Annotated in this window: 9 protein-coding genes; all 9 read left to right on the forward strand. The window is 75.7% G+C overall.

All coding sequences use genetic code 11. From position 1 onward, the window contains the following. Positions 1–58: 58 nt before the first annotated feature. The 9 genes from KIN34_RS09865 to cysD all read left to right on the forward strand — a co-directional run bounded on the left by KIN34_RS09865 (position 59) and on the right by cysD (position 14329). Positions 59–2155, forward strand: a complete 2097-nt coding sequence (locus KIN34_RS09865) for an acyltransferase family protein (protein ID WP_214349843.1) — start codon at positions 59–61, stop codon at positions 2153–2155. 69 nt (positions 2156–2224) lie between these two features. Then, on the forward strand, positions 2225–4006 hold the full coding sequence (locus KIN34_RS09870; protein WP_214349845.1) for a hypothetical protein: 1782 nt from the start codon (positions 2225–2227) through the stop codon (positions 4004–4006). 204 nt (positions 4007–4210) lie between these two features. Further along, positions 4211–6295, forward strand: coding sequence for an acyltransferase family protein (locus tag KIN34_RS17370; protein ID WP_214349847.1), 2085 nt, complete (start codon positions 4211–4213; stop codon positions 6293–6295). Positions 6296–6353: 58 nt separating this feature from the next. Beyond that, the gene (gene cysC, locus KIN34_RS09880; RefSeq protein WP_214349849.1) at positions 6354–7646 is read left to right on the forward strand and encodes an adenylyl-sulfate kinase; all 1293 of its coding nucleotides are present in this window, start codon (positions 6354–6356) and stop codon (positions 7644–7646) included. 8 nt (positions 7647–7654) lie between these two features. Then, positions 7655–8683, forward strand: a complete 1029-nt coding sequence (locus KIN34_RS09885) for a hypothetical protein (RefSeq protein ID WP_214349851.1) — start codon at positions 7655–7657, stop codon at positions 8681–8683. Between the two features lie 91 nt (positions 8684–8774). Then, positions 8775–11150 (forward strand): hypothetical protein, encoded by a 2376-nt coding sequence (locus KIN34_RS09890; RefSeq protein WP_214349853.1) that lies wholly within the window; start codon positions 8775–8777, stop codon positions 11148–11150. After that, positions 11147–12535: a hypothetical protein gene (locus tag KIN34_RS09895; protein ID WP_214349855.1), complete on the forward strand. Its 1389-nt coding sequence runs from the start codon at positions 11147–11149 to the stop codon at positions 12533–12535. The genes KIN34_RS09890 and KIN34_RS09895 overlap by 4 nt, the downstream gene beginning before the upstream one ends. Positions 12536–12605: 70 nt before the next feature. Further along, positions 12606–13418 carry a 3'(2'),5'-bisphosphate nucleotidase CysQ gene (locus KIN34_RS09900; protein ID WP_214349857.1) on the forward strand — a complete coding sequence of 271 codons (813 nt, stop codon included), beginning with the start codon at positions 12606–12608 and terminating at the stop codon, positions 13416–13418. Then, positions 13415–14329 carry a sulfate adenylyltransferase subunit CysD gene (gene cysD, locus KIN34_RS09905; protein WP_214349858.1) on the forward strand — a complete coding sequence of 305 codons (915 nt, stop codon included), beginning with the start codon at positions 13415–13417 and terminating at the stop codon, positions 14327–14329. Before KIN34_RS09900 ends, cysD begins: the two co-directional genes overlap by 4 nt. Positions 14330–14332: the final 3 nt, after the last annotated feature.

Genomic DNA, 14332 nt, shown 5'->3' on the forward strand with positions numbered 1-14332 from the left:
CGTCCGGTCGGCCGGGCGTCGCCGGGTGGCGGGGTGGCGGTCGACGAAGGATGAGGGCATGACGTCAGCGGGATCGCTCCTGGACCAGCAGCCGGCACCCTCCGGCGGCCGGCCCGGGCACCGGACCCGTCAGCTGCGGCGGGACGTGCAGGGCCTGCGGGCGGTGGCGGTGCTCGCGGTCATCGCGGACCACGTGCTCGGCTGGCCGCACGGCGGGTTCGTCGGCGTCGACGTGTTCTTCGTGATCAGCGGCTACCTCATCACCGGCCTCCTGCTGCGCGAGCACGCACGCACGGGCTCCATCTCGTTCCGCGGCTTCTACGCCCGGCGCGTGCGGCGCATCATGCCGAACGCGATCCTCACGCTCGTCGTGACCGTCGGCGCGACCGCCGTGCTGATCGGCGGCGACCGGCTGGTCGCGACCGTCAAGGACGCGGTCGCGGCCGCGCTCACCGTCGTCAACTGGCGGTTCGCCGTGCAGGGGACGGACTACTTCGCGCAGGGGCTGCCGCCCTCGCCCGTCCAGCACTTCTGGTCGCTGTCGGTCGAGGAGCAGTTCTACTTCGTCTGGCCGTGGCTCATGCTGGGGCTGCTGGCGCTCGCGGCCCGGCGCGCGTCCGCGCGGTCCGGCCGGGTGCGTCGGACCTGGGTCCTCGGCATCGCGATGGGCGTCGTCGTGGTCGTCTCGTTCGCCTGGGCCCTGCACCAGACCGCCGACCAGCCGTCCTTCGCCTACTTCTCCACGCTGACGCGCGTCTGGGAGCTGGGCGTCGGCGCGCTCGCCGCGATCGGGGCGGCACGCGTCGCGCGCTGGCTCGCGGCGCGGCCCGGGTGGTGGCGTCCCGTGCTCGCGTGGTCCGGGCTCGCCGCCATCGCCGTGTCGCTGCTCGTCGTGAGGTCGGACCACGGCTTCCCCGCGCCGTGGGCGCTCCTGCCGGTCGCGGCGACGGCCCTCGTCATCATGGCCGGGGAGGGCGCCGGGACCTCGGGCCCGTGGCTGCTGACGAACCGTCCCATGAACTACGTGGGCGACGCGTCGTACTCGCTGTACCTGTGGCACTGGCCCGTCGTCGTCCTGCTGCCCGCCCTGCTGCCCGAGGACTCGGCGTGGTTCGGCGTCCTCGCCGTCGCGATCGGGGTCGCGCTCGCGCTGCCGGCGTACCACCTGGTGGAGAACCCGGCGCGCGGCGCGCACCCGGGCCACGACGCGCAGGGCCGCCGGCGGCACCCCCTGCGCAACGCGTCCGTCGCCGCCGTCGCCATGGCCGCGGTCGTCGTGGGCGGCTGCGGGGCGACGGTCGCCGTGCTCGAGAACGCGCGGCAGCCCGCGCAGGCCTCGCCCGTCGGCTCGCAGGAGGAGTGCTTCGGTGCCCTGACGCTCGCGCACCGCGCGCTGTGCGACGGCGTGGTGTTCACCGACCCCGTCACGCCCGACCCGCAGGACGCGGAGTCGGACATGGGCGGCGCGTACGAGTGCTACAGCGCGCAGGACGGCCCGGCCAAGCCCTGCACCCGCGGCGACCTCGAGGGCGACGTGCGTGTCGCGGTCGTCGGCAACTCGCACGCGGCGGCCCTGCTGCCGGGGCTGCTGCCCGAGGCCGAGCGCCTCGGCTGGAAGGTCGACGTGCTGGTCGGGTTCGGCTGCAACCTCACCACCACCCCCAACCCCGCGTGCCCCGGGACGAGCGCCGAGATCGAGCAGCGTCTGCTGCACGACGAGCCCTACGACCTGGTCGTCACCACGTCGAGCCGGTCCACCTCCGGCGCCGACAACCCGGCCCGCGTCCCAGGGATGCGGGACATGATGGACCAGGTCACGGCCCGGGGGACGGCGGTCGCGGCGATCTCCGACGCGCCGATGGTGACGGACGAGGCGCTCGCGTGCGCGGCCCGCGTCGGCGCCGACCTGGACACGTGCGGCATGCCGCGCGACGAGGCGTTCGCCGTCCGCGACCCGCTGCGGGAGCCCGTGCGCGAGTCGCAGGACGCCGAGCTCGTCGACGTCACCGACCTGTACTGCCGCCCCGAGACCTGCCCGGTCGTGATCGGTGGCGTGCTCGCGTACCGCGACACCGCGGGGCACACCACGGCGACCTACAGCAAGACGCTCGGCCCGATCGTGGTCGAGCGCATCCGGTCCGCCACCGGCGTCTGAGCCCCGGCCGGGCCCGCCCGCGGCAGGCGCGGTCGCTCGGACCCCCCACGCGCCGGTAGGGTCCCCGCCGTGTCGAACTACCTCGCCGTCGTGGTGGCCGCCGAGCTGAGCCCGCGGGTGCGGGGCTGGCTCGCCGAGCGGGGGGCGCCGGCAGACGAGGTGCACGTCGCGCCGCTGGGCGAGGGGCACGAGCTCGTCCTCGTCGGACGCGACGTGGCGCGCTGCGTCGAGCCCGGCCGGTTCTTCAAGGGCGTCGCGGTCTCCCCGGAGCACGGCGCGATCGGGTTCGGGGTCGACGGCTGGCGGTCGATGCCGGAGTCCGTCCGGGCCGACCCGCACGGCGTGGCGGGGGAGTTCGTGCTGGTCGAGTGGGACGACGAGCAGGTCGCCGTCCGCCGGGACGTCTTCGGGGCCGTGTCGCTGGCCTGGACCGCGGGGCCGGGTGTCGTGGCCGCGTCGGACTCCTTGCTCGTGCTCGTCGACCTGCGGCGCCGGCTGGGCCTGCCGGTGACCCAGGACGCGGAGCACCTGCTGGCCCGCAGCGCCGCCAACGGGGTCAGCGGCCAGCAGACCGGCGAGCGGACGCACGTCGTCGAGATCGCGTACACCGCCGCCGGCCGCGGGCTGCGGGTCGACGTCCCCGGACCGGTCCCCGTGGTGGACGGGGCGCTGCTCACGGACCGGGTGGTCGACGTGGAGGTCGACGAGGTCGCGGAGACGCGGGACGTGGCGACCTTCCTCGCGCGGGCGATGGGCACCCTCGCGACGCGCGAGGACATGGACGTGCGGCTCATGCTCTCCGGCGGCCAGGACTCACGCGTCCTGCTGGGCGGCGCGCTGCGTGCCGGGACGGCGCACCGGCTGGTGATCGAGTGCAACGACAACGGACCCAAGAACGCGGCGGACGTCGCGGTGGTCCGCACCCTGGCGGACCGGTTCGGGCTGACCGTGAACGGGCCGCGCCGGTTCACCGGTCCCGAGACGCCCGCGGGCCCCGCCCTCGCCGTCCTGGCGTCCTCCACGCTCGGCTTCTACGACCTGTCGATCCTGCGCGGGACCGTGCGCACCGGTGCGGTCGGGATCAACGGCACAGGAGCCGAGCTGTACAAGGGCAACTGGGGCTGGCGCCCGGTCGAGGCGCTGGCCGACCACTACCGCGTCGCCGACGCACGACGCGACGCGTTCGTCGCGCAGGTGTCCGCCGGCGTGCGCGCGTGCGGCGGGGACCCGGACTGGGCCGACGCGAGCGAGATCCTGTACTGCGGCTACCGCAACGGCATCCACGGCGCCGGCCCGCACATCGCGGTCGGCATGACGGGTCTGCGACCGCTGCACCAGCTCGGCATCGCGCGGCTGGGCCACCGCCGGGTCGACGGACGCGCGCCGCGCGAGGACCGCGGGACCGCGACGGTGCGCGGGGCGCAGGTGGACGTGATGGCCTCGCTCCTCGCGCTCATGCACCCCGAGCTCGCGGTGATGCCGTACGACATGGAGAAGAAGACGCTCACCCCGCCGGTGGTCGCCGCGCACCTCGAGGCGCTCGGCGGGCCGCTCGGCGCGGCGGCGGACGAGCCGCTCTCCATCACCGGCCTGCCGCAGGACGTCCCCGCCGGCCCCTCGGCGCTCGGCATCGGCGTGGCCGAGGCGAACGGGTTCGGTGGGCGCGCGGACGTCCACAGCCTGCTCGCCGTCGCGGACCGCGGCGTCGAGGCGATCGTCGACCCCCAGGTCCGGGTCGCCTACGCCGAGCTGCTCGCCAAGGCCCGGTGGCGGCTCGTCACGAAGGGCGAGGCGCCGCGCCAGGCGGGGACCGCCCTCGGCAAGCTCCTGGCGGCTACGGCCGTCGCCTGAGCGCGGCCGTCGCCTGAGCGCGGGCGCCGCTCCGGTGCGGCGGGTCCATCCACGCTCCGGACGGGTGAGACCGGATGACCGGGGCGACCGTTAGCATGACCGGCATCGCGGGCCGTCGTCGACGGGCCTGCGGACACGCCGTGCGTGCGCCGTGAGGCGGCCCGGCGAGCACCAGATCAGCGGTGGCAACGGGGGAGTCGGGACGTGACGTCGGCAACGCTCGCGCGCGAGGCGGCCCCGGCGACCGACCGCCGTGGGCTCCGGCTCGACATCCAGGGCCTGCGCGCCGTCGCGGTCGGGATCGTGCTCCTCTTCCACGCCGGCGTCCCGGGTCTCGAGGGCGGGTTCGTCGGGGTCGACGTCTTCTTCGTCATCTCCGGGTTCCTCATCACGGGGCTGATCGTGCGCGAGGTGCGCCGCACCGGCCGGCTCTCGCTCCTCTCCTTCTACGCGCGCCGAGCCCGCCGCCTCCTGCCCGCGACCGCCGTCGTCTTCGTCGCCGTCACGGTGGGCACGTTGCTGGTGCTGCCGTGGACCCGGTGGGAGTCGATCGCGGGCGACCTCGTCGCGAGCACGCTGTACGTCGTCAACTGGCGTCTGGCCGCCGACTCCGTCGACTACCTCGCCTCGGACCAGGCCGCGAGCCCGCTGCAGCACTTCTGGTCGCTGGCGGTCGAGGAGCAGTTCTACGTCGTGTGGCCGCTCGTCGTGGTCGCGCTCGCCTGGTGGGCCCGCCGTCGTCGCGGGTCCGTGTCGGACGGCCGGATGCTCGGCGGCCTGCTCGTCATCGCGGTGCCGTCGCTGGTCTGGTCGGTGCACCTGACCTCGACGCAACCCGGGCCGGCGTACTTCGTCACGACGACACGGCTGTGGGAGCTGACGGTCGGAGCGATCCTGGCGATCGGCGCCACCCGTGCCGGCGCGCTGCCGCGTGCGGCGCGGCGCACCGTGGGGTGGGTCGGCCTCGCGGCGATCGTCGCCGCGGTCGTCCTGTACGACGAGAGCACGCCGTTCCCCGGCGTCGCCGCGCTGCTGCCCGTGCTCGGCGCCGCCGCCGTCATCGCCGCGGGCTGCGGCGACGGCGAGGGCCGCCTGCGGGTCCTCGACCCGGCGCCGATGCAGCACCTCGGTGCGTGGTCGTACTCGCTCTACCTGTGGCACTGGCCCGCGATCGTGCTCGCGACCGCGGTCTGGGGCCGCGCGGACGGCAGCCTGCCGCTCCCGGTCGGCCTCGCCGCCGTCGCTGCGTCGGTGCCGGTCGCCTGGCTCGCCTTCCGCCTCGTCGAGCGTCCGTTCCACCAGTCCCGCTTCCTGTCGGCGCGGTTGAGCCGGTCGGGGTGGCTCGCGCTCGTGTGCATCGGCGTCGGCCTCGTCGCGGCCGGGACGCTGGCGTACGCGGCCCAGCGGGAGGCCGACCAGCGCGCGGAGGTGGTGGTGGCCGCCGAGCACCCCGGTGCTGCCGTGCTGCCCGTGACGCCGCCGGTCGAGTGGGTCCCGCAGGCGCCGGAGACCTCGGCGTTCTCGCCGTCGCCGCAGGAGGCGCTCGAGGACTTCCCGCTCGTGGCGGGCAAGGACTGCAACGCCGAGGTCAACGCGTCCGCGCCGGTCGAGTGCACGTACGGCGACCCCGACGCGGGCACCGTCGTCGCGGTGGTGGGCGACTCGAAGATGTACCAGTGGATGCCGGCGCTCACCGAGCTCGCCGACCGCAACGACTGGTTCCTCAAGACCAACCTGAAGGCGGACTGCCCGTTCGTCGCGGTCCCGGTCCAGCACGACGACAAGCCGTACCCGAGCTGCCGGACGCTCAACGAGGCCCGCGTGCCGAGCGTGGTGGACGACCCGGACGTCGATGTCGTGCTGACCTCGCAGGTCAAGCAGACGGCGTGCACCGACGCGCGGTGCCGGACGGCGACGGCGCCGGCCATGCGGTCGGCGCTCGTGGACGTCTTCGGCCGGCTCGAGGCGGCGGGCAAGCGCGTCATCGTCGTGGCGGACAACCAGTCACCCGGGATGGAGGTGCCCGAGTGCCTCGCGGCGCACGACGAGGACCCCGCGGCGTGCACCTTCCCGCGCAAGGCGCACGACGTGCCGACCCTGCTGCTCGCCGCCCGGGACGCGCAGGTGCCCGTCACCGACGTCCGCCCGTGGATCTGCCCGGCGGCGCGGTGCCCCAGCGTGATCGGCGGAGTCCTGGCCTACCGCCAGGGCTCCCACATCAGCACGGCGTTCGCGCAGTCCCTGACCGACGTCCTGGGCCGGGGCCTCGCCGAGCAGGGTCTGGACTGACCGTCGTCCTGCGCAGCAGGTTCGGCCCACCGGCCTGTCGTCGTTACGCTGAGGCACCATGAGCGACGACTGGTCCCGTTGGAGCGCGCTGCCACACCTGGTCCTCGCCGACCCCGACGCGGACGCCGTCGAGCTCGCCCTCGGCGGTGCGCTCACGGTCTCGCAGCAGCCCGTGGTGGCCTCCTCGCCGCTCGGCGCCGTGGTGCTGCTCGACGAGGAGAACACGCCGCTGGCCGTCCGGTCCGAGTCGCACGCGCCGCTCGAGGCGCTGCGTCCGCGCGGCGTGCGCGGCGGCGAGGACGCCGACCCCCGCTACCGCGTCCCCGCGCTCGAGGTGCGCACGCGGCTGGGCGGGCGCTCGGTGCTCGGCGTCCTGCTCGACGACGTCGCCGGCACCGACGAGCTCGAGCGGATCGCCGCGCGGGCGGCCGGCGCGGACGACGTCGTGCTGCTCTGCCTCGTCGGGACGCCTCGCCCGTCCTACGCGACGGACGTGTCCGGCGCGGGCGTGGTGCGCGCGGCGGTCGCCCTGGCCGACGAGCTGACGCGCACGGCCGGTGCCGCGACGACGACCGTCGCGGTCCCGTGGGCCGCGGAGGCCGGCCTGGACCGGCTGGCGTGGCCGGGGGAGAAGGCGCCGTCGCTCGAGGACATCGCGCGGGCCTACGGCGCGACGGACGTGCTCGACCTGTCGGCGCGGCCCGGTGCGGGCCGCCAGGAGTTCGCGGAGGCCGTCCGGCGTCGCGACGCGGTCCTCGCCGAGAGCTTTCCCGCGGCCTCGGCGCGCGAGCTCTCGGGTGCGGCGACCGCGGGGGTCGGGCCTGGCGCCGTCGTGCTGTTCACCGGGCTGTCCGGCTCAGGGAAGTCGACCGTCGCCAAGGCGGTGGCCCAGCGGCTCGAGGTCTCGAGCGCGCGTCGGGTCGTCGTGCTCGACGGCGACGAGGTGCGGCACATGCTGTCCGCCGGCCTCGGGTTCGACCGCGAGTCGCGCTCCCAGAACGTGCGCCGGATCGGCTACGTCGCCTCGCTCGTCGCGGGCGCCGGCGGCATCGCGCTGGCCGCGGCGATCGCGCCGTACGAGGCGGACCGCGCGGACGTGCGCCACCGGACCGAGGCCGCGGCGACGTTCGTCCTCGTGCACGTCGCGACGCCGCTCGAGGTCTGCGAGGCCCGTGACCGCAAGCACCTGTACGCGCGGGCGCGTGCCGGCGAGGTCCCGGAGTTCACGGGCGTCTCGGCGCCGTACGAGGAGCCGCACGACGCCGACCTGGTGATCGACACCACCGAGCTGGACCTGGCGGCTGCGGTCGACGCGGTGCTGGCGACCCTGCGCAAGGCGGGCGTGGAGTGAGCGACGCCGTGCGCACGTCTCCGGGCGTCGACGCGCTCGCCCCTGGCACGCGCCTGGTGCACATCGGCGCGCCGAAGACGGGCACGACCTCGGTGCAGGGGTCGTTCGCGGCCGTCCGCGCGCGGCTGCCCGAGCTCGGGGTGCTCTACCCGGGCACGGAGACCAAGCACAAGCGGGAGACGGACCAGCTGTTCGACGGCGGCGGCGCGGCGCTCGACCGGCTGCGCGCCGAGCTCGCCGACCATCCGGACCACCGGGTGGTCGTGAGCGCGGAGAAGCTGTCCACCCAGCTCCTCCCGCAGGTGCAGGCCGTGCACGAGCTCGTCGGCGAGCAGGCGCACGTCGTCCTCACCCTGCGCAGCATCGGCGACTTCCTCACGTCGCTGTGGCAGCAGCGGATCAAGAACGGCGAGGTCCGTGACCTCGACGAGTGGCTCCAGGACCGGCTGCGGCGGATCGACGAGTACAACTTCCTGCGCCGAGACGACGGCCTCGACGTCGCGAGCAGGTGGGCGCAGGTGTTCGGGGCGGACCGCGTGACCGTCGTCGTGCTCGAGCGGTCCAGCCCCGGCCGGCTCTTCGAGGTCTTCGAGGCGCTGTGCGCGCTCCCCGAGGGGACGCTCGACGTCGCGGAGCTGAACCGCGGGCTGACCTGGCGGGAGGCCCAGGTCGTCCGCGCGCTCAACGTGCTCGCGGCCCGCGGCGAGGCGGACGCGGACGCGGTCCGGTCGTTCGTGCACCTGGGTGCCGTCTCCGGCCTGACCCTCGACTGGGTGCCTGACCGTGACGAGCCCAAGCCGCGGCTGCCCGCATGGGCCGCGTCCGCCGTCGAGGCGGAGGGCGAGCGCCTCGCCGACGCCGTCACGGCGTCGGGCGTCCGGGTGGTCGGGGACCTCGCGGAGCTGTCCCGCGTCCGGGTCGGGGAGAACGCCGCGGTGACGTCGGTGCCTGCGGGCGCGGTCGCAGCGGCGGCGCACGGGATGCTGCGTCGGACCGCGACGATGGTGCAGCGCCGGCGCGGGTCGGGCGCCGCGTGAGGTGCCGATGAGCTCCCCGACCGGCGCAGCGGTCGATCGACTAGGCTTCCGGGGTTCCCGCACCCCCAGCCCAGGAAGGCCGCAGACAGCCATGCCCGTCCACCCGCAGGAGAGCCGACGGCTCCCCGAGGGGACCAGGCTGCTCCACGTCGGACTGCCCCAGGCGGGGACGAGGTCCCTCCAGGTCGCCCTCCGCACCCGGGCCGAGCAGCTGGCGGAGCACGGGACGCTCGCGCCCGCCGCAGGCCCGGGCTCGGTGCGGGCGCTGGTCACGGGACGCGGCGGAGCCGACGCCACGGCGATCACGCGCGACCTCACGCAGGCCGGTGACGTGCAGCGCGTCGTCCTCAGCGACGAGCTGCTCGCGGCGGCGCCGGACGACCAGCTCCGCGACGTCCGCGGCCTGCTCGGCCCGCGCACGCACGTCCTGGTGTGCCTGCGCGCACCCGCCGCGCTCCTACCCGCGGTGTGGCAGCAGCGGCTGCGCCGGGGTGAGGCGGCCCCGCTCGCGCAGTGGGCGGGTGACGTGCTCGACGACCCGTCCTCCCTGCCGTTCCTGGGCCTCGAGGACGGTGGCGTGGTCGCGCGCTGGTGCGCGACGCTCGGGGCGGAGAACGTGACCGTCGTCGTCGACGACCCCGCCGAGCCCGCGCGGCTGCACCGGGTGGTGGAGGACCTGCTCGGCCTGCCCGCGGGTCTGCTGCCGGCGGAGCCCGCCGTCCGTGGCCTGACGCCGGCCGAGACGGCGGTCGTCGCGGACGTCTGGGCACGTCGCGCCGCGGAAGAGGAGCCCGCCCCCGCCGATCTCACGACGCGCCTCCTCGACGGAGCGACCGCGCGCCTGCTGAGCGACGTCGACCCCGGCCCGGACGCGCTGCGGCCGGTGCTCGACGCCGCGCTCACGGCCCGCGCGGCGGAGCTCGGCCGCGCGACCGCGCTCGCCGTGCGCGCCACGGGCGCGCACGTCGTCGGTGATCTGGACGCGCTCGCCGGGCCGGAGGCGGGCAGGCTCGTCCCGCAGACGAGCGAGCCCGCACCGGTCCAGGACCCCGGCGCCGCGCCCGAGCTCGACCTCGAGGCCGCCGCGGCGCTCCTGCACGGCATGTTCGTCGCCGGCCGGGAGGCGGTCGAGGCGGCGGAGCGGCGCGGGCGCGTCCAGCCGTCCACCGCGCGGGCGCGCGCGCTGCCCGCCGGCACGCGCATCCTGCACGTGGGCGCACCCGTCACCGGCGCCGTCGTGGCGCAGGAGGCGTTCGCGGCCACCCGCGGGGCGCAGGCACGGACGGCCCGCCGGGCGGTCGCGTACCCGGGCACGGCCCGTGGGCACGACGCCCTGGTGGCGGCCGCGAACCGGGCCGACGAGACGGGCCCGAGCCTGCAGGACGTCCTGGCCGGCTGGGCCAGCGAGATGCCGGCGGGGACCACGACGGTGCTCGCCGCCGAGCGGCTCGCGCTCCTCGACGCTGAGCAGGCCGCCCGCGTCGTCGAGGCGCTGCGCTCGACAGCCGGCGAGCCCGTCCACGTGGTCGTGACCCTGCGCAGCGTCCCCGAGATGCTCGTCGCGGCGTGGCAGGAGCACGTCGCCAACGGCGGCGTGCAGACGTTCGAGTCCTGGCTGCGCCACGCCCTGGACGACGACGCGGTGGTGCGGATGGGCGGGGTCGACGCGTTCCGCGAGGACGACGGGAGCAACCTCGTCGCACGCTGGGCGGCTGCGGCCGGCCCCGGCGCGGTGACGGTCGTGGTCGAGCGCGCCGAGGGGCGCGACACGCTCGCGGTCCTGGCGTCGCTCGCCGGCATCCCGCCGCGGACCGTGCCGCCCGGCCCGGCTGCCCGCGCGCTCACCGCCCCGGAGACCGAGATGTTCCGGGCCTTCAACGCCACGCTCCCGTACCGCGGGACGGTGCCCGCGGCGCAGCGTCGGCGCTACGTCCACCGCGGCGCGGTGGCGGCGCTGCAGGCCACGCCGGCGCCCGACGAGGCCGCGGTCGTGCTGCCGTCGTGGGCCGCGACGCGTGCCCGGGCCGCCGGCCGTCGGCTGGCGGACCAGGTGCGCGAGCAGGTCACCGAGAGCGGGGTCGTCGTGGTCGGTCCGCTCGCGGCGCTGGCGGCGCTGTCCGCGGGCTCGAGCGAGGGCGCGGACGTGGGCTCCGGTGAGAGCTCGAACGCCGGCTCGGGGGAGGGGCTGCACCGCTCGTCCGTCGAGACCGCGCTCCTGGGCCTGTTCGACCGCGCGGTCCGGATGCCCGAGCCGGTGGTTCCCGAGCCGCCCGCACCTGCGGCACCCGTGGCGCCCGCGCCGCCGACCGCCGCTCCCGCGCCGCCGGCGCCGGTGCGGCTGGCAGACCTGCCCGGCCGTGCGGTGCTGGGCGAGCTGCGCCGACGGGTCCTGCGCGGCCGCGTCCGGCCACGCGACGACGCGCCGACCCCGCACGACGCGCCCCGCGGTGAGGAGGCGGGCGCATGAGCCAGGTCGACGACCCGCAGGACCTGCTCCTGCCTGAGCACGCGCGCCTGCTCCACATCGGGTCCCCGAAGACCGGGACGACGGCGCTGCAGAACGCGATGTCCCGCCTGCGCGACCCGCTGCTCGAGCACGGCGTCCGGTACCCGGGCACCACGCTGCACCACCAGTACGGCGCGTCCGTGCTGCTCCAGCGCCGCTCGCCGGCGTGGGGCGGAGCGCTCCCGCCGCACGAGTGGTGGGACGAGCTGCAGGCGGAGATCGACGCGGAGACCGAGCGTCGCGTGCTCGTCAGCTACGAGATGATCTGCCAGGGCGACCTGGCGGCCACCCAGCGGTTCGCGGACGCGCTCGGCCCGCAGACCCACGCCGTGCTCGTGGTGCGCAGCTTCGGCACCCTCCTGCCCTCGATGTGGCAGCAGCGCGTCAAGATGGGCCTGTCGCAGCCCCTGTCCGGCTTCCTGCGCGAGGCGCTGGCCGACCTGGACGCGGTGCGGATCCGCTACTCGGACGCGTTCCACCGGTCCGACGGCCTCCACCTGGTCGAGCGCTGGGCGCGCGTCCTCGGACCCGAGAACGTGACGGTCGTCGTGCTCGACCCGTCGCGGCGGTCGCTGCTGTTCGACGCGTTCGAGGGGATGCTCGGCCTCCCGTCCGGCCTGCTCGACTCCGCTCCGAGCGACGGCCACGCCGCGAACCGCAGCATGTCGCTCGCCGAGGCGGAGCTCACCCGCCGCCTCAACCAGCAGGTGCTCGGCGCCCGCGGGGCGCCGCGTCCGGAGCACCGCCGGCTCGTCTGGCAGGGCGCCGTCGACCGCATGCTCAAGACCCACGTCCCCACGCGGGAGGAGGGCAAGGTCGCGATCCCGCAGTGGGCGCTCGAGCCGTGCCAGGAGGCGGGGCTGCGGATGGCCGACGAGATCCGCGCCCGCGGCGTGCGCGTGCACGGTGACCTCGACGTGCTCAGCGCGCCGGTCCCGACGCTGGCGGAGCTGCCCGACGACGCGCGCGACCTGTTCCCGACGGACGCGGCGGCGCAGGCGCTCATCGGGATGTTCGCGGGCGCGCTCGACCGCCCCGTGACGATGAAGCCGGTGGAGACCAAGCTCGACGCGAGCCACCCCCTCGCGCGCGTCGGTCACCCGGGCGCCTCACCCTCTCCGAGCCCTCGGCCGCAGCCGACGCCCGCCGGGCCGTCGACGGGCACGACGACGGGTCCCGCGGTCGTGGCCGTCGACGAGCCCGCGCGGGAACGGGCGTCGGAGCGCAGCGCGACGCTCGCGGCCGCCTCGACCGCGGAGCTCCTGCGCGCCGCCGGCGCGCGTGCCGCCCGCGCGCCGCGCCGCGTCGCCCGCGGGGTGCGCCGCAGGCTGCGACGCAGTCCCTGACGCACGCCACGACCAGCGCGCGGACCCGCGCACCGAGCACGACGACGACCCAGACCAGGAAGCAGGTGCCATGACCACCACCGACCACGAGCTCGCGGCGCAGCTCGCCGTGAGCGCGGGACGGGTGCTGCTCGCGCTGCGCGACGAGATCGCCGACGTCCCCGCGGCCGAGCTCAAGGACCGCGGCGACGCGGCGTCCCACGAGCACCTGCTGGCCGAGCTCGGTCGCCTGCGTCCGGACGACCCCGTGCTGTCCGAGGAGGGCGCCGACGACCCGGCCCGGCTGGCGGCCGACCGGGTGTGGATCGTCGACCCGCTCGACGGGACGCGCGAGTTCTCCGAGCGCGACGAGGACGGTGCCTGGCGGACCGACTGGGCCGTGCACGTGGCCCTGTGGGAGCGCGGGGCCGGTCTGACCGCCGGCGCGGTGGCGCTGCCCGGGCGGGACGAGGTCTTCTCGACCGCGGAGCCGGCCACCCGGCCCGCCACGCCGTCCGGCCCGCTGCGCCTCGCCGTGAGCCGCAGCCGCCCGCCGGCCCTCATCGGCGAGCTCGCCCAGCTCACGGACGTAGAGCTCGTGCCCATGGGCTCGGCCGGCGTGAAGGCGATGTCGGTGCTGACCGGCCAGTGCGACGCGTACGTGCACGGCGGCGGCCAGTACGAGTGGGACTCCGCGGCTCCCGTGGCCGTCGCGTCGGCCGCCGGCCTGTTCTGCTCGCGGCTGGACGGCTCCGAGCTGGAGTACAACCGCGAGAACCCGTGGCTGCCCGATCTCGTCGTGTGCGAGACCCACCGGGCCGCCGACCTGCTCGACCTCATCACCCGCGCCACCAGCACCGGTGACGCGAGCCCCGCACCGGCGAAGGAGAATGCTGCGCCGTGACCACCACCCGTTCCACCTACCAGCTGAGCAACCTCAAGGCGCTCGAGGCGGAGAGCATCTACGTCTTCCGCGAGGTCGCCGCCGAGATGCGCAAGCCCTGCCTGCTCTTCTCGGGCGGCAAGGACTCGATCGTCATGCTGCACCTGGCGATGAAGGCCTTCGCGCCCGCACGCATCCCGTTCCCGGTGATGCACGTCGACACGGGCCTGAACTTCCCGCAGGTCCTGCAGTTCCGGGACGACGCGGCCGAGGCGCTCGGCGTCCGGCTCATCGTGGCCTCGGTCCAGGAGGCGATCGACCGCGGCATGGTGCGCGAGGAGAAGAACGGCTCGCGCAACCGCATCCAGACGCCCGTGCTGCTCGAGGCCGCCGAGGCCAACGGCTTCGACGCCCTGTTCGGCGGCGCGCGGCGCGACGAGGAGAAGGCGCGCGCCAAGGAGCGCGTGTTCTCCTTCCGCGACGAGTTCGGCCAGTGGGACCCGAAGAACCAGCGCCCGGAGCTGTGGAGCCTGTACAACGGCCGGGTCCACCAGGGCGAGTCGATCCGCGTGTTCCCGCTGTCCAACTGGACCGAGCTGGACATCTGGTCCTACATCGGCGCCGAGGACATCGCCATCCCGGACCTCTACCTGGCCGCCGACCGCGAGGTCGTCGAGCGCGACGGCATGCTCTACGCCGTCAACGAGTTCATCCAGCCCCGGCCCGGCGAGACCGTGAGCACGCGCACGGTCCGCTACCGGACCATGGGGGACGCCAACCTCACCGCGGCGGTCGAGTCGACCGCCGCGACCATCGACGACATCATCGCCGAGATCGCCGCCGCCCGTCTGACCGAGCGCGGGGCCACCCGTGGGGACGACCGGGTGAGCGAGGCCGCGATGGAGGACCGCAAGCGCGAGGGGTACTTCTAAGCC

Origin of the sequence: Cellulomonas fulva (assembly GCF_018531375.1) — a bacterium.
GTDB lineage: Bacteria > Actinomycetota > Actinomycetes > Actinomycetales > Cellulomonadaceae > Cellulomonas > Cellulomonas fulva.